The 16206-nt window shown below is 66.4% G+C and carries 17 protein-coding genes; all 17 read left to right on the top strand.

What is annotated here, in order from left to right; all coding sequences use genetic code 11:
• Window positions 1-100: 100 nt before the first annotated feature.
• The 17 genes from def (at window position 101) to MCIT9_RS10105 (ending at window position 16203) form a co-directional block, all read left to right on the top strand.
• Window positions 101-631, top strand: coding sequence for a peptide deformylase (gene def, locus MCIT9_RS10185; RefSeq protein WP_317704777.1), 531 nt, complete (start codon window positions 101-103; stop codon window positions 629-631).
• Window positions 631-1554, top strand: coding sequence for a methionyl-tRNA formyltransferase (gene fmt, locus MCIT9_RS10180; protein ID WP_317704776.1), 924 nt, complete (start codon window positions 631-633; stop codon window positions 1552-1554). The genes def and fmt overlap by 1 nt, the downstream gene beginning before the upstream one ends.
• The gene (rsmB, locus tag MCIT9_RS10175; RefSeq protein ID WP_317704775.1) at window positions 1551-2849 is read left to right on the top strand and encodes a 16S rRNA (cytosine(967)-C(5))-methyltransferase RsmB; all 1299 of its coding nucleotides are present in this window, start codon (window positions 1551-1553) and stop codon (window positions 2847-2849) included. The genes fmt and rsmB overlap by 4 nt, the downstream gene beginning before the upstream one ends.
• Complete coding sequence (locus MCIT9_RS10170) at window positions 2840-3385, top strand: DUF4390 domain-containing protein (protein WP_317704774.1); 546 nt, start codon at window positions 2840-2842, stop codon at window positions 3383-3385. Before rsmB ends, MCIT9_RS10170 begins: the two co-directional genes overlap by 10 nt.
• Entirely contained in the window at window positions 3382-5556 is a 2175-nt protein-coding gene (locus MCIT9_RS10165) for a sensor histidine kinase (RefSeq protein WP_317704773.1), read from the top strand. Before MCIT9_RS10170 ends, MCIT9_RS10165 begins: the two co-directional genes overlap by 4 nt.
• A complete protein-coding gene (locus tag MCIT9_RS10160; protein WP_317704772.1) occupies window positions 5549-6907 on the top strand; it encodes a sigma-54-dependent transcriptional regulator in 1359 nt (452 codons plus the stop codon). The genes MCIT9_RS10165 and MCIT9_RS10160 overlap by 8 nt, the downstream gene beginning before the upstream one ends.
• Window positions 6904-8280 carry a Trk system potassium transporter TrkA gene (gene trkA, locus MCIT9_RS10155; RefSeq protein ID WP_317704771.1) on the top strand — a complete coding sequence of 459 codons (1377 nt, stop codon included), beginning with the start codon at window positions 6904-6906 and terminating at the stop codon, window positions 8278-8280. Before MCIT9_RS10160 ends, trkA begins: the two co-directional genes overlap by 4 nt.
• On the top strand, window positions 8277-9743 hold the full coding sequence (locus tag MCIT9_RS10150) for a TrkH family potassium uptake protein (RefSeq protein WP_317704770.1): 1467 nt from the start codon (window positions 8277-8279) through the stop codon (window positions 9741-9743). Before trkA ends, MCIT9_RS10150 begins: the two co-directional genes overlap by 4 nt.
• Window position 9744: 1 nt before the next feature.
• A complete protein-coding gene (locus MCIT9_RS10145) occupies window positions 9745-10335 on the top strand; it encodes a class I SAM-dependent methyltransferase (protein ID WP_317704769.1) in 591 nt (196 codons plus the stop codon).
• On the top strand, window positions 10332-10730 hold the full coding sequence (locus MCIT9_RS10140; RefSeq protein WP_317704768.1) for a rhodanese-like domain-containing protein: 399 nt from the start codon (window positions 10332-10334) through the stop codon (window positions 10728-10730). The genes MCIT9_RS10145 and MCIT9_RS10140 overlap by 4 nt, the downstream gene beginning before the upstream one ends.
• A gap of 22 nt (window positions 10731-10752) precedes the next feature.
• A complete protein-coding gene (gene typA, locus MCIT9_RS10135) occupies window positions 10753-12570 on the top strand; it encodes a translational GTPase TypA (protein WP_317704767.1) in 1818 nt (605 codons plus the stop codon).
• Window positions 12571-12769: 199 nt separating this feature from the next.
• A complete protein-coding gene (gene hisB / locus MCIT9_RS10130) occupies window positions 12770-13369 on the top strand; it encodes an imidazoleglycerol-phosphate dehydratase HisB (protein ID WP_317704766.1) in 600 nt (199 codons plus the stop codon).
• Complete coding sequence (gene hisH / locus MCIT9_RS10125; protein ID WP_317704765.1) at window positions 13366-14004, top strand: imidazole glycerol phosphate synthase subunit HisH; 639 nt, start codon at window positions 13366-13368, stop codon at window positions 14002-14004. The genes hisB and hisH overlap by 4 nt, the downstream gene beginning before the upstream one ends.
• Before the next feature lie 13 nt (window positions 14005-14017).
• Window positions 14018-14749 (top strand): 1-(5-phosphoribosyl)-5-[(5-phosphoribosylamino)methylideneamino]imidazole-4-carboxamide isomerase, encoded by a 732-nt coding sequence (hisA, locus tag MCIT9_RS10120; protein ID WP_317704764.1) that lies wholly within the window; start codon window positions 14018-14020, stop codon window positions 14747-14749.
• Window positions 14749-15507, top strand: a complete 759-nt coding sequence (hisF, locus tag MCIT9_RS10115; RefSeq protein WP_317704763.1) for an imidazole glycerol phosphate synthase subunit HisF — start codon at window positions 14749-14751, stop codon at window positions 15505-15507. Before hisA ends, hisF begins: the two co-directional genes overlap by 1 nt.
• On the top strand, window positions 15504-15890 hold the full coding sequence (gene hisI, locus MCIT9_RS10110; protein ID WP_317704762.1) for a phosphoribosyl-AMP cyclohydrolase: 387 nt from the start codon (window positions 15504-15506) through the stop codon (window positions 15888-15890). The genes hisF and hisI overlap by 4 nt, the downstream gene beginning before the upstream one ends.
• Complete coding sequence (locus MCIT9_RS10105) at window positions 15880-16203, top strand: phosphoribosyl-ATP diphosphatase (RefSeq protein WP_317704761.1); 324 nt, start codon at window positions 15880-15882, stop codon at window positions 16201-16203. The genes hisI and MCIT9_RS10105 overlap by 11 nt, the downstream gene beginning before the upstream one ends.
• Window positions 16204-16206 lie beyond the last annotated feature (3 nt).

The raw sequence follows: 16206 nt of genomic DNA, 5'->3' as shown, positions 1-16206 counted from the left end.
GGCTCCGGTCCGTATTCAGGAACGACTCCAAGGGTGTCGTTCAAAGTCTAGATCAATTCGGCTAGAATGCCAGGCAAACAGCACTGTGAGGATTCAAACCATGGCCCGCTTGGAGATTCTGGAATTTCCCGACGAGCGCCTGCGCAAGAAGGCGCTGCCGGTGGCGGCGGTGGACGGCGAGATCCGCCGTCTGGTGGACGACATGTTCGAAACCATGTATGCGGCGCCCGGCGTGGGCCTGGCGGCGACCCAGGTGAACGTGCCCAAGCGGGTGATCGTCATCGACGTCTCCGAGGACAAGGATCGGCCCCTGTGTCTCATCAATCCGGAGATCCTCGAACGCGACGGGGCCTGTGAGCAGGAGGAGGGTTGCCTGTCGGTGCCGGGGATCTTCGAGAAGGTGCGCCGCGCCGAGCGCATCAAGGTGAAGGCCCTCGATCGTGAGGGAAATCCCTTCGAACTGGAGGCCGACGGTTTGCTTGCGGTGTGCATCCAGCACGAGATCGACCACCTGGACGGCAAGCTGTTCGTCGATTATCTCTCGCCCCTCAAGCGCCAGCGCATCCGCAAGAAACTGATCAAGGCCAAACGCCAAAGCCGCGAGAAAACCCCGGCGGCCGCCGTCATCTGATGCGTATCGTCTTCGCCGGCACGCCGCAGTTCGCCGTCCCCAGCCTCGAGGCTTTGCTGGCCTCGGGGCATGAGGTCGTCGCCGTCTATACCCAGCCGGACCGCCCTGCCGGGCGCGGGCGCCGGCTGCGTCCGAGCCCGGTCAAGCAGCTGGCCCTGCAGCACCGGCTCCCGCTGCATCAGCCCCGGACCCTGCGCGATCCGGATGCCATCGAAACTTTCGCCTGCCTCAGGCCGGACCTGCTGGTGGTCGCCGCCTATGGCCTGATCCTGCCCCGGGAAGTGCTGGAGATCCCCACCCTGGGAGCCATCAACGTCCATGCCTCCCTGCTGCCGCGCTGGCGCGGCGCGGCGCCGATCCAGCGCGCCATCCTCGCCGGCGACCGGGAAACCGGCGTCACCATCATGCAGGTGGTCGAGGCCCTGGATGCCGGGCCGATGCTGTTGAAGAAGGCCACGCCCATCGGCCTGCGGGAAACCGCCGGGCGATTGCACGATCGCCTGGCCCGCCTGGGGGCCGAGGCGCTGCGGGAAGTCCTGCCGGCGCTGGCCGCCGGCCGGATCGAGGCGGAACCGCAGAACGAGGCCGAAGCCACGTATGCGGCCAAGATCACCAAAGAGGAAGCCCGTCTGGACTGGCGGCGTTCGGCCTGGGAACTGGACCGGGCGGTGCGGGCCTTCAATACCTGGCCGGTGGCCTGGACCCGGTTTCAGGATCAGGTGCTGCGCATCTGGCAGGCGGAACCCTTGGACCGGCCCGCCGGGGCCGAGCCGGGCACCGTCGTCCTCGCCCGCAAGGGGCTGGAGGTGGCGTGCGGGGAAGGGCGCCTGCGGCTGCTGGAGGTTCAGCTTCCCGGCGGCCGCCGTCTGCCGGCCGCCGCTTTCGTCAATGCCCACCCGTGCCAGGGGTTGCAACTGCAGTGAGCCGTCTGCGCCGCCTTGCGGCCGATGTGGTGCGCCGGGTCGAGGAAGGCCAAGCACTGGACGAAGCGCTGGCGGCGATCGTGCCGCAGGATCTGGGCGGGCGCGACCGCGCCTGGGTGCAGGCGGCGTGCTACACCACGGTGCGCTGGTATCACCGTCTCGATTTCATCCTCCGCCAGCTGCTCGCCAAGCCGCTGAAAGACCGTCGGATCCGGGCTCTGGCGCTGGTAGGATTGGCCCAGCTGGGTCACATGGCGGTCAAGCCCCATGCAGCTGTGGCCGAAAGCGTGGCCGCCGCCGGCCGCCGCAAGGCCTGGGCCCGGTCGTTGCTCAACGCCGTGCTGCGAAATTATCTGCGCCGCCGCGACGAATTGGAGGCGGCCGCCGACGGTGATTACGAAGCTGCCTACAGCCATCCGGCCTGGCTGCGGCGGCGGATCGAGGCGGCCTGGCCGGAGGATGCCTTGAGCATCCTCCAGGCCAACAACCGCCAGGCGCCGATGACCCTGCGGGTCAACCTGCAGCGCATCGAGCCGGATGCCTATCGGCGGCACCTGGCCCAGGCGGGCCTGGAGGCCCGGCCCGTGCCCGGCGTACCAGCGGCGCTGATCCTTTCCCGGCCGGTGCCGGTGGAAGCCCTGCCGGGATTCGCGGAAGGCTGGGTTTCGGTGCAGGACGCCGCCGCCCAGCTGGCCGCCTCGCTGCTGGATCTGCGCCCCGGGCAGCGGGTGCTCGACCTGTGTGCCGCCCCCGGCGGCAAGAGCGCGCACATGCTCGAGATCTGCCCCGGTCTGGCGGAGCTGGTCGCCGTCGATGCCGCGGCCGAACGCCTGGAAAAAGTGCGGGAGAACCTTCAGCGCGGAGGCTTCGACACCCCGGTGACCCTGGTTTGCGGCGATGCCCGCCGTCCCCGGGACTGGTGGGACAGCCGCCCCTTCGACCGCATCCTCATCGACGCCCCCTGTTCCGCCACCGGGGTGATCCGCCGTCATCCGGACATCAAGTTGCTGCGCCGGGATGCCGACATCGCCGCGCTGGCGCGCACCCAGGCGGAGATGCTGGCGGCGTGCTGGCCCCTGCTGCGGGAGGGCGGCTGTCTGGTTTACGCCACCTGCTCGATCCTGCCCGAGGAAAACGCCGGCCGGCTGACCGCCTTCCTCGCTGCCCGGGAGGATGCCCGGGTCATCCCCATCAATGCCGACTGGGGCCGGGAAAGCGATCCCGGCCGCCAGATCCTGCCGGGGGAACGGGAAATGGACGGTTTCTACTACGCCCGCCTGGAGCGATGCGCCTGATTGGACTGCTCCTGGGCGTGTGGACGCTGTCGGTAACGGCGGCCGGGGACTACGGCTTCCGCATCCGCCAGGCCAGCCTGGCGCGCGAAGGGGAGCTGACGCTGTTGAGCGCCGCCATCGACTACCGCTTCAGTCCCACCCTGATCGACGCCCTGCGTCACGGAGTTCCCCTGGTGCTGACCGTCGATACCTGCATCCACCGGTCCCGCCGCAGCCTCTGGGACCAAACCCTGTGGTGCCGGGCGCTGGACTTCCGGCTGCAATACTATCCGCTGGCCCAGGTTTACCGGGTGGTGGACGAAACCCACCGTTTCCAGCGCAGTTTTCCCCGTCTCGATGCCGCCCTGGCGGCGCTGGGACGGCTGGAGGCCATCGCGCTGCCGCCACCGTCGCCCCGGTTTCCCCGCCGCGGTTACGCCAGCGTCCGGGTGCGGCTGAACATCGAACGGCTTCCCTGGGCGTTGCGTCCCCAGGCCTATTTCTCTCCCGACTGGTTCCTGCGTTCCGAGCGCTACCGATGGCCGCTCAGCGGATGAAGATCCCCTTAAGCCTCGGGCTGGTGGCGCTGTTCGCCATCATCCTGGTGCCCCTGCACCTGATGAGCTCGGCCACCCAGGCGGCTTCCGAACTCAACCGCTGGTATTCGTGGCTGCTGCTCATCAACGTCGTCGGCAGCCTGCTGCTGCTGGGGCTGGTGGCGGCCAACCTCTGGTGGCTGGTGCGCCAGTTCCGCAGGCGGGCGGCCGGTTCGCGGCTGGCGCTCAGGATGATGCTGCTGTTCGTGTTCCTGGCCCTGACCCCGGCGACCATCGTGTTCTACTACTCGTTCCAGTTCCTCCACCGCAGCATCGACAGCTGGTTCGACGTGGAGATCGACCGCGCCATGGACAGTTCCCTCGAACTGAGCAAGGCGGCGCTGGCCCAGCGCATGCGTACCCTGCTCGAACGCACCCGGCACCTGGGCGAGGCGCTGGCGCAGGTGCCGGAGGAGGTGCGGATCATCGAGCTGGACCGCCTGCGCGCCCGCAGCGATGCGGCGGAACTGACCCTGTTGACCCGTCAGGGGCGCATCGTCGCCGTCAGCAGCGGCAGCGCCGATCTGATCCTGCCGAGCCTGCCGGACATCTCCCTGCTGACGCTGGCGCGGGATTTCGGCTATGTGGGGCTGGATCCGGCGCCGGGGCCGGTGGCGGACCGCAAGGCGACCTCGTTGCTGCAGATCCGGGTGCTGGTGCCGGTCGATCTGGATGCGCCCTATTTCCTCCAGGCCCTCTACCCGTTGCCGGCGCGCCTCAACGAACTGGCGCACACCGTGGAGCAGGCCTACGCCCACTATCAGCAGATGGTTTACTTGCGCCGGTCGCTCAAGTTCAGCTTCTCCCTGACCCTGGCCCTGATCCTGTCGCTGAGCATGCTGGCGGCGATCTGGGCGGCTTTCCTGAGCATCCGCCGCATCGTCGCGCCGGTGAAGATGCTGGTCCAGGGAACCCGGGCGGTGGCTCAGGGCAACCTGGACAAACGCCTGCCGATTCTGCAGAAGGACGACATGGGTTTTCTGGTCAGCTCCTTCAACACCATGACCGCCCACCTGGCTCGCGCCCGTGACGAGGCGGAGCGCTCGCGTCGCGAAGTCGAGGACCAGCGTGCCTATCTGGAGACGGTATTGGGGCATCTGTCCTCCGGGGTGCTGACCCTCAACGAGCAGACCCGTCTCAACACCGCCAATCAAGCGGCACAAAAGATCCTCGGCATTGACTTTCAGACCGTCCGCGGCCAGCCCCTCCGTGCCCTGGGGGAAGCCAATCCGGCGCTGAAGGATCTGGTCAGGCGTATCCGCGACCACCTGCTGGAACGGGACGGCGTCTGGCAGGAGGAGATCCATCTCGACACCGGGCACGGCCAGAAGGTGCTGTTGTGCCGCGGCAGCTGCCTGCTCGGCGCCGACGGCCGTCGCCTGGGGGCGGTGCTGGTGTTCGACGACATCACCGCCCTGGTGCAGGCGCAGAAACACGCCGCCTGGAGCGAGATGGCCCGGCGGCTGGCCCACGAAATCAAAAATCCCCTGACGCCGATCCAGCTGGCAGCCGAACGCCTGCAGCACAAGCTCGGTCCCCAGGTGGACGAACGCGGCGGGCAGGTGCTTGAACGTTCAACCCGCACCATCGTCCAACAGGTAGAGGCGCTCAAGGACATGGTCAACGCTTTTTCCGAATATGCCCGGCTGCCGAAGCTCAAACGCCAACCGGTGGATCTGGGTATACTGATAGACGAGGTGGTGACCCTGTATCCCCCGACCTCCGGCGTCGAAATCGACGTGGATCTGTCGCCGGAGTTGCCGGTGTTGCAGGCCGACCCGTTGCGTTTGCGCCAGGTGCTTCACAATCTGATCAAGAACGCCCTGGAAGCCGGCCAGCCGCCGGTCCATGTGGAAATCGGCGCCCGCGTGACCGAATCCCAGGGGCAGCCCTGGCTGGAATGGTGGGTAAGCGACAACGGCCCGGGTATCGCGCCGCAGCGCGCCCAGCAGATCTTCGATCCCTACGTGACCACCAAGTCCAAGGGAACGGGGCTGGGGCTGGCGATCGTGCGCAAGATCATCGAGGAACACGGCGGCTCGATCCAGCTCGACCCGGCCTGGCGGCAGGGGGCCAGATTCATCATAAGACTGCCGATCGCTACGGCGAACCAGGAACACAGCCATGCATGACACGACCATTCTCGTCGTCGACGACGAACCGGACATCTGCCAACTGCTGCAGGACATCCTGGAAGACGAGGGCTACCAGGTGGTGACCGCCGCCAACGGCGCCGAGGCCCGCAGGCGGTGGCGCGAGGTGCGTCCGGACCTGGTGCTGCTCGACATCTGGATGCCGGACGTGGACGGCGTCACCCTCCTCAAGGAATGGATGGAGGCGGATGACAATCCCGGCCCGGTGGTAATGATGTCGGGACACGGCACGGTGGAGACGGCGGTGGAGGCCACCCGCCTGGGGGCCTTTGACTATCTGGAGAAGCCGCTGTCGATGGGCAAGATCCTGGCTACCGTGGAACGGGCGCTGGAATCGGCCCGCAGCCGCCGCCAGCCGGCTTCCCCGGCGGAAACCGGATACATCGAGCCGGTGGGGAAAAGCGCGGTGATGGCCCAGCTGCGCGACCAGGTCAAACGCCTGGCCCAGTACGACACCCGGGTGCTGCTGGTGGGGGAGCCGGGAACCGGCAAGGAAACCTTCGCCCGCTATCTGCACCATCACAGTCTGCGCCGCGAAGGGCCGTTCGTGGCGGTCGGCGTCGGCACCATCGCCCCGGAGTTTTCCGCGGTGGAGTTCTTCGGCAAGGAGGAGGGCGGCGCCGTCCACCGGGGGCTGCTGGAACAGGCCCACGGTGGCATCCTGTTCCTCGACGAGGTGGGGGACATGGACCCGGAAACCCAGTTGCGTCTGGTCAGCGCCCTGGAATCCAAGACCTTCCTGCGGGTCGGCGGCAGCGCGCAGGTCCAGGTGGATGTGCGGGTGGTGGCCTCGACCCGGCGCAATCTGGAAGACGAGGTCAAGGCCGGTCGTTTCCGCAAGGATCTGTATTACCTGCTCAACGAGGTGGTGCTGACCCTCCCGCCCCTGCGTCAGCACAGCGAGGATGTGCCGGAACTGCTTAACTTCTATGTCGATCGCTTCGTCACCCGGGAGAAGCTGGCCTTCCGCCGTTTCCCGGTGGCGGTGCAGAACTTCCTGCGCAATTACGCCTGGCCCGGCAACGTGCGCGAGCTCAAGAATCTGGTCCACCGCCTGCTGATCCTCGGCAGCGGTGAGGAAGTGGAGCTGGACGAGGTCAAGACCGCCCTGGGCGAGATCGTCACCCGGGAGGCCAGCGACGCGCCGGAATTCTACGACCTGCCTTTGAAGGAGGCGCGCGAGCGCTTCGAGAAGGCCTATCTCGAATATCATCTGGAAAAGCACGGCGGCAGCGTGGCGCGCCTGTCCCAGGCGATCGGGATGGAGCGGACCCATCTGTACCGCAAGCTGCATTCTCTGGGAATCAAGTTCAAGGACAAGCGTGGATGAGGATTCTGGTACTCGGTGCCGGCCGGGTCGGTACCAGCGTGGTCAGCAATCTGGCCCAGGAGAACTACGATGTGGTGGTGGTGGACAAGGATCCAGCCATCCTGCGGACATTACGCGACCGCTTCGATATCGGCACCGTCAGCGGCAACGCCGCCCACCCGCCGGTGTTGGAACGGGCCGGGGTGGCGGGCGCCGATCTGATCGTGGCGGTCACCAGCGACGACGAAACCAACATCCTGGCCTGCCAGGTGGCCCATACCCTGTACCGGGTTCCCAAGAAGATCGCCCGCATCCGCGCCATCGAATACACCCGCAACGCCCGCCTGTTCGGACCCCAGGGGCTGGCGGTGGACGTGGTCATCAGCCCGGAGCAGATCATTAGCGACTTCATCAGCGGCCTGTTGAAGTATCCCGGCGCCTCCCAGGTGCTCGACTTCGCCCGCGGGCGGGTGCGGCTGGTGTCGGTGCAGGCGGTTGCCGGTGGGCCACTGGTGTCCCATCCGATCCGCGAGCTGCACCAGCACATGCCGCGGGTGCACGCCCGCATCACCGCCATCTTCCGGCAGGGACACCCCCTCGTTCCCAGCGGTGACCAGATCATCGAGCCGGGGGATGAAGTATTCTTCGTTGCCCCACCCGCCGAGATCAAAGCGGTGATGAGCGAACTGCGGGGCAGGGACTACGCCTACAAACGGCTCATGTTCGCCGGCGGCGGCCACATCGGCAAGCGGGTGGCCCAGAGTCTGGAGCACCGCTTCCAGGTCAAGCTGATCGAAAAGGATCCGCAGCGGGCCACCAAGCTGGCCGCCGATCTGGAGAACACCGTGGTGCTGGTGGGGGATGCGGCCGACCGCGAACTGCTTCTTAACGAGAACATCGAGAACGTCGATGTCTTCTGCGCCATCACCAACGATGACGAGGCCAACATCCTCTCGGCGATGCTGGCCAAAAAACTGGGGGCGCGGCGGGTCATCAGCCTCATCAACCGCCCGGATTACGCCGATCTGGTGGAGCGCAATCTGGTGGATCTGGTGATCTCCCCCCAGGAGGCCACCATCGGCAGCCTGCTGCGTCACGTGCGCCGGGGCGACGTGGTGCAGGTCCATTCCCTGCGCCGGGGTGCGGCCGAGGCCCTGGAGTCGGTGGCGCACGGTTGTCCGGGGCGGTCCAAGGTGGTGGGGCGCACCATCGAGAAGCTCGGCCTGCCCGGCGGGGTGGTGCCGGGGGTGATCGTGCGCGGCAAGGAGGTGATCCAGGCCCACCACGATACCCGCATCCAGGAAGGCGACCATCTGATCATGTTCCTGCTGGACAAAACGCTGATCCCGGTGGTGGAGAGGCTGTTCGCCCATCCCCTCGTCAGAGCGGCATGACCCTTCCCACCGTGGTCCAGGTGCGGGTGGTGCTGCGCATCATCGGTGCGCTGCTGGTGTTCTTCAGCTTCACCCTGCTGCCGCCCCTGGGGGTGTCGCTGTATTACCGCGACGGCGCCCAGCTGCCGTTTGTGCTCGGTTTCCTCATCGTGTTTGGCTGCGGATTGCTGGTCTGGTGGCCGTTCCGGCAGGCCCGCAGCGAGCTGCGGGTGCGCGACGGCTTTCTGGTGGTGGCGCTGCTTTGGATCATGCTCAGCCTCACCGGTGCGGTGCCGCTGGCGCTGGCGACCCGCCCCCATCTCAGCCTCACCGATGCCGTGTTCGAGGCGGTCTCGGGTCTGACCACCACCGGAGCCACGGTCGTCACCGGTCTCGACACGCTGCCGCGCTCGCTCCTCTACTACCGTCAGCAGCTGCAGTGGCTCGGCGGCATGGGGATCGTGGTGCTGGCGGTGGCCGTGCTGCCGCTGCTGCGGGTCGGGGGGATGCAGCTGTATCGCGCCGAGGCCCCGGGGCCGATGAAGGACACCAAGCTGACGCCGCGCATCGCCGAAACCGCCAAAGCGCTCTGGGGGGGGTATCTGGGGCTGACGCTGCTCTGCGTCCTAAGCTACTGGGGGGCAGGCATGTCCCTGTTCGATGCCGTCGCCCACGCCTTTGCCACAGTGGCTATCGGGGGCTTTTCCACCCACGACGCCAGCCTGGCATATTTTCGCAGCCCGGAAATCGAGGTGATGGCGACGCTGTTCATGCTGCTTGCCGGCGTCAATTTTACCCTCCATTTCGAAGCCCTCCGCAAGCGGCGGCCGCGCGTCTATCTGAGCGACAGCGAAATGCGGGTCTATCTGGGCGTGATCGCGATGGTGGCGATGGGGGTGTCCGGTTATCTGTGGTGGCATGGCGGGCTCGGGCCGGAAGCGGCGGTGCGTTACGGCCTGTTCCAGACCGTTTCCTTTCTGACCACCACCGGTTTCACCAGCACCGACTACAGCGTCTGGCCGCCTTTCGTGCAGGTGTTGCTGATCTTCGCTGCCTTTGTCGGCGGCTGTGCTGGTTCCACCGCCGGCGGTCTCAAGGTCATTCGGGTGTTGTTGCTCTACAAGCAGGGCATCCGCGAGATCCTGCGCCTGATCCATCCCCAGGCGGAGATTCCGGTCAAGGTCGGCAAAATGCCGGTTTCCCCCCGGGTGGTGGAGGCAGTATGGGGTTTCTTCTCCCTGTATGTGGTATCGTTTGCGGCCATCATGGCGGCGATGATGGCCTTCGGCCTCGATCAGGTGACCGCGTTTTCCGCCGTAGCCGCCTGCCTTAACAACCTGGGGCCGGGGCTGGGAGAAGTCACCTCCGGCTTCATGACCATGCCCGACGGGGTCAAGTGGCTGGCGTGTTTCGCCATGCTGCTGGGACGGCTGGAGATTTTCACCCTCCTGGTGCTGCTGACTCCGGCCTACTGGCGCAGCTGACATGGACCAGAACGTGTGGCAAAAATGGGACCGCATTCATGCCGAGGCCGAATGGCCGCCGCCGGCGCGGGTATTGCGCGATTTCGCCCATCTGCTCCCGGCCCGGGGAGAGGCGCTGGAAGTGGCCTGCGGCCTGGGCGGCAACGCCCTGCTGCTGGCCCGTCACGGGCTGGCGGTGACCGCCTGGGACATCTCCCCGGTGGCGATCGAACGCCTGCGCCGGCGGGCGGTCGAAACCGGGGCGGCGGTCACCGCCGAGGTCCGCGACGTGGAAACCGGGCCCTGGCCGCAGGCGGCCTTCGATGTCATCGTCGTCAGCCGGTTTCTGAGCCGGCCGCTGTGTCCGCGGCTTCAGGCCGCCCTGAAGCCTGGTGGTCTGTTATATTATCAGACGTTTATACGCGAGCGGGCCGATCCCAGGCGGGGACCGTCCAACCCCGCCTACCTGCTGGCGGAGAACGCGTTGCTGCGGCTGTTTCCCGATCTGATCGTGCGGGTTTATCGGGAAGAAGGCCGTTGTGGCGACCTCCGCCAGGGTTGGCGTGACGAAGCCTGTCTGGTGGCCCAGAAACCGAAGGAGAAAGCACCATGAGCGAGATTCTGAATCTCAAGCCCCCTGCCGCCTGGCAGTTCATGCAGGAGCACCCCGACGCGGTGCTGATCGATGTGCGCACCACCTGCGAGCATCTGTTCGTCGGCCGGCCGGTCGGCGCGGTGCTGGTGCCCCTGAAGGACGGTCTGCCGATGCAGTCCAATCCCAATTTCGTGCCGTCGGTCAAAGAGATCGTCCCCGACCCGGCCACCCCCATCCTGTTCCTGTGCCGCAGCGGCCACCGTTCCCTGGAAGCGGCCAGACTGATGGCCGCCGAAGGCTACCAGACCCTGGTCAACATCGACGAGGGCTTTGAGGGGCCGCTGGACGCCGACAAACACCGCAGCACCCTCGGTGGCTGGCGTTTCCACGGCCTGCCGTGGGAGCAAAACTGATTCAATACCTTTGGGAGACCGTGTGATCCAAAACATTCGCAACATCGCCATCATCGCCCACGTCGACCACGGCAAGACCACCCTGGTGGACAAGCTGCTGCAGCAGTCGGGGACCTTCGCTGAACACGCCCAGGTCGCCGAGCGGGTGATGGATTCCAACGAGCTCGAACGCGAGCGCGGCATCACCATTCTGGCCAAGAATACCGCCATCCGCTGGAACGGCTACCGTATCAACATCGTTGATACCCCCGGTCACGCCGATTTCGGCGGCGAGGTGGAGCGGGTGCTGTCGATGGTCGATTCGGTGCTGTTGCTGGTGGATGCGGTGGAGGGGCCCATGCCCCAGACCCGCTTCGTGACCCAGAAGGCCCTGGCACGGGGGCTCAAACCCATCGTGGTCATCAACAAGATCGATCGGCCCGGCGCCCGCCCCGACTGGGTGCTGGACCAGACCTTTGACCTCTTCGACCGCCTCGGCGCCAGTGACGAGCAGCTTGACTTTCCGGTGATCTACGCCTCCGCCCTCAAGGGTTACGCCGGTCTGGAGGCAGAGGTGCGCGAAGGCGACATGAGGCCGCTTTTCGAAACCATCGTCGCACAGGTGCCGCCGCCTTCGGTGGAAGTGGACGGGCCGCTGCAACTGCAGGTTTCCAGTCTGGACTACGACAGTTACGTGGGGGTGATCGGCGTCGGCCGCATCCAGCGCGGGCGGCTGGCGCGCAACCAGACGGTCACCGTGGTGGATCGGGAAGGGCAGACCCGCAGCGGCAGGATCGCCAGGATCTACGGTTTCCACGGGCTGGAGCGGATCAAGGTGGAGGAAGCGGCCGCCGGGGACATCGTCGCCTTCTGCGGCATCGAGCCGCTCAACATCTCCGACACCGTCTGCGACCCTGACCGTCCCGAGGCGCTGCCGCCCCTGACCGTGGACGAGCCCACCGTGAGCATGACCTTCCAGGTCAACACCTCGCCCTTCGCCGGGCGTGAGGGCAAGTTCCTGACCTCGCGCCACATCCGCGAGCGGCTGCTGAAGGAGTTGCAGCACAACGTCGCCCTGCGGGTGGAGGAAACCGAGGATCCGGACAAGTTCCGGGTTTCCGGGCGCGGCGCCCTGCATCTGTCGATCCTGATCGAGACCATGCGCCGGGAAGGCTACGAGCTGGCGGTTTCCTGTCCCGAGGTGATCCTCAAGGAGATCGACGGCAAGCTGTGCGAGCCCTACGAGCGGGTCACCATCGAGGTGGACGAGGAACACCAGGGGGCGGTGATGGAAAACCTGGGCGCACGCAAGGGAGAGCTGACCGACATGGCCGCCGACGGCCAGGGGCGGGTGCGGCTCGAGTATCTGATTCCCTCCCGGGGCCTGATCGGCTTTCAGACCGAATTTTTGTCAGCGACCTCCGGCAGCGGGCTGTTCTACCACGTCTTCGATCACTACGGCCCCATCAAGCCCGGCGACATCGGCCGCCGCATCAACGGCGTGCTGATCTCCAACTGCGCCGGCAAGGCCCTGGCCTATGCCCTGTTCAACCTGCAGGAGCGCGGCCGCCTGTTCATCGGTCACGGCGACGAGGTGTACGAGGGCATGATCGTCGGCATCCACGCCCGCAGCAACGACCTGGTGGTCAACCCCACCAAGGCCAAACAGCTCACCAACATCCGCGCCGCCGGCAGCGACGAGAATTTGCTGCTGACGCCGCCGCTGCGTTTCAGCCTGGAGCAGGCGTTGGAATTCATCGACGAGGACGAGCTGGTGGAGGTGACCCCCCAGGCGATCCGTCTGCGCAAGAAGTGGCTCAAGGAGCACGAGCGCAAGCGGCAGTTGCGGGCGGCGGGATAAAAAGCGCCCCGGCGCAAGTCCGGGGCAAATGCCTGCTTGGTTGGCTTTGGTGCTGACAGTATGGCAATCGGGCGGGCGAGTGGAATCGGAAACGATTGAGATTTCTGTAATGGATTTCCGACAACGGCCGGGATGGATTGGCACCGGCCGAGGGGCAGGGTATGATAAGCTCCCTGTCAATAGGGAGCTGAGAGGCTCAATGAAACCCTCCCGTCAGGCTGCAGTGCAGCGCAAAACTTTGGAAACCCGGGTCCGCGTTCGCGTCGATCTCGACGGCAGCGGCCAGGGCAAGTTCGAAACCGGCGTTCCCTTCCTCGATCACATGCTCGACCAGGTGGCCCGCCACGGCGTCATCGACCTGGAAGTGGAAGCCGAGGGCGATCTCCACATCGACGCCCATCACACCGTGGAGGACATCGGCATCACCTTGGGGATGGCCTTCGCCGAGGCGGTGGGGGACAAGAAGGGCATCTACCGCTACGGCCACGCCTACGTGCCTCTGGACGAGGCGCTGTCGCGGGTGGTGGTGGATTTCTCCGGCCGTCCCGGTCTGGTCTACGAAGTGGACTTTCCCCGCGCCATGATCGGCCGGTTCGACGTCGATCTGCTGCGGGAATTTTTCCAGGGCTTCGTCAACCACGCCCAGGTGACGCTGCATGTCGACAACCTGCGCGGCCGCAATGCCCACCACATCGCCGAGACCGTGTTCAAGGCCTTTGGCCGGGCGCTGCGCATGGCGCTGAGCGTCGATGAACGCCGCGCTTCCGAGGTGCCTTCCACCAAGGGGACGCTGGTATGAGGCAGGTGGCGGTCATCGACTACGGCATGGGCAACCTCCACTCCATCGCCAAGGCGCTGCAGCACGTGGGGGAGGATGTCGAGGTGGTGGTCAGCGCCGAACCCGAGGTGATTCTGGCCGCCGAGCGGGTGGTGTTCCCCGGCGTCGGCGCCATCGCCGACTGCATGGCGGCCCTGCAGCGCCTGGGGCTGGACGAGGTCATCCGCCGGGTGGCGGCCGACCGTCCTTTGCTGGGGATCTGCCTGGGGTTGCAGGCCCTGCTGGAGGAAAGCGAGGAAGGCGGCCGGGTGCGCTGTCTCGGCCTGCTGCCGGGACGGGTGGTGCGTTTCTCCGCCGGCCTGCGCGACGAACACGGCCTGCCGCTGAAGATTCCCCACATGGGCTGGAACCAGGTGTGGCCGACGCGGTCCCATCCTCTATGGGAGGGCATCGACGCGGGTACCCGTTTCTATTTCGTGCACAGCTATTATGCCAAGCCGGCGCGCGCCGAAGACGTCGCTGCGGTTTGCCGTTATCCCGACCCCTTCGCCTGCGCCCTGGCGCGGGACAACCTGTTCGCGGTCCAGTTCCATCCGGAAAAGAGTCAGTGGGCAGGTCTCAGATTACTGCAGAACTTTCTTCGTTGGACACCCTGAGAGTGGATGAACCATGTTGCTGATCCCCGCAATCGATCTGAAAGAGGGTAAATGCGTCCGCCTGCGCCAGGGCCGGATGGAGGACGACACCGTGTTTTCCGACGATCCGGTGGCGATGGCGGGCCGCTGGGTGGCGCAGGGCGCTAGGCGCCTGCATCTGGTGGACCTGGACGGGGCGTTCGCCGGCCGGCCGAAGAACGCCGACGTGATCCGGGCCATCGTCGAGGCCTTTCCGGACATCGACATCCAGGTGGGCGGCGGCATCCGTGACGAGGACACCATCCAGGTCTATCTGGATGCCGGGGTCCGCTACGTCATCATCGGCACCAAGGCGGTGACCGAGCCCCACTTCGTCGAGGATGCGGCGATGGAGTTTCCCGGTCACATCATCGTCGGCCTCGACGCCAAGGGTGACAAGGCCGCCATCGACGGCTGGTCCAAGCTGTCGCGCCACAACGTCATCGAGCTGGCCCAGCAGTTCGAGAGCGAGGGGGTGGAGGCAATCGTCTACACCGACATCAGCCGCGACGGCATGCTCGAAGGGGTCAACGTGGAAGCGACCGCCAGACTGGCCGAGGCTGTCCACATTCCGGTGATCGCCTCCGGCGGCATCCGCAGCCTCGACGACATCCGCGCCCTGGGCGAGGTCGCCGACAAAGGCATTATGGGGGCCATCACCGGCCGGGCCATCTACGAGGGCACCCTGGATTTCGCCGCAGCGGCCAAGCTGGCGGAGCAGTATTGATGGGGCTGGCCAAGCGCATCATTCCCTGCCTCGACGTCGATGCCGGCCGTGTGGTCAAGGGGGTGAAGTTCGTGGACATCCGCGACGCCGGCGATCCGGTGGAAATCGCCCGCCGCTACGATGCCGAGGGCGCCGACGAGCTGACCTTCCTCGACATCACCGCCAGCCACGAGGGCCGGGAAACCATGGTCCACGTGGTGGAGGCGGTGGCCGGCTGTGTCTTCATCCCCCTGACGGTGGGTGGCGGCATCCGCAGCCTCGACGACATCCGCCGCCTGCTCAACGCCGGGGCCGACAAGGTGGCTATCAACACCGCGGCGGTGTTCGATCCCGAATTCGTCCGCCGGGCCGCCCGCCGCTTCGGTTCCCAGTGCATCGTGGTCGCCATCGACGCCAAGCGCGTCGGTGATCACTGGGAGATCTTCACCCACGGCGGCCGTAAGCCCACCGGAATCGACGCGGTCACATGGGCCGGGAAGATGGAAGCTCTGGGCGCCGGGGAGATCCTGCTTACCAGCATGGACCGCGACGGCACCAAGGAAGGCTTCGACATCCCCCTGACCCGGGCGGTGAGCGAGCGGGTGGGGATCCCGGTGATCGCCTCCGGCGGGGTCGGCAATCTGGAACACCTGGCCGAGGGTATCCTGGATGGCAGGGCCGACGCGGTGCTGGCGGCCAGCATCTTTCACTTCGGCGAGTACAGCATCCGCGAGGCCAAGGAATACCTGGCGGCCCGAGGCATCGAGGTGCGCCTGTGAGCGGCTGGCTCGATCAGGTCAAGTGGAACACCGACGGCCTGGTGCCGGCCATCGCCCAGGATGCCGACAGCGGCGAGGTGCTGATGCTGGCGTGGATGAACCGTGAGGCGCTGGCGGCCACCGCGGCCGAAGGGGTGGCGGTGTACTGGTCGCGTTCCCGGAATCGGCTGTGGCGCAAGGGCGAGACGTCCGGCCACGTGCAGAAGGTGCGCGAACTCCGCCTCGACTGCGACGGTGACACGGTGCTGCTCAAGGTCGAGCAGGCGGGCGGCGTCGCCTGCCATACCGGACGCCGTAGCTGTTTCTACCGCCGCCTGGAAGACGGCGGCTGGGTCACGGCGGCGCCCGTGATCAAGGCACCGGAGGACATCTATGGCCGATGACGTGTTGCAACGCCTGGCGGCGGTGCTGGAGGCCCGCAAGCAGGCCGATCCGCAAAGTTCCTACGTCGCCTCGCTCTATGCCAAGGGATTGGATGCGATTCTGAAGAAGGTGGGTGAGGAGGCCACCGAGACGGTCATCGCCGCCAAGGGCGGTGACCGGGAACAATTGATTTATGAAACCGCCGATCTGTGGTTCCATACCCTGGTGCTTTTGGCCCATCAGGGGCTGGGGCCGGAGGATGTGCTGGCGGAACTGGCGCGGCGCTTCGGGCTTTCCGGCCTGGAGGAGAAGGCCGCGCGGCAAAACCAATGAGGT

The organism is Methylomarinovum caldicuralii (assembly GCF_033126985.1).
Classification (GTDB): domain Bacteria; phylum Pseudomonadota; class Gammaproteobacteria; order Methylococcales; family Methylothermaceae; genus Methylohalobius; species Methylohalobius caldicuralii.
This window is presented reverse-complemented; position numbering and strand designations above follow the sequence as displayed.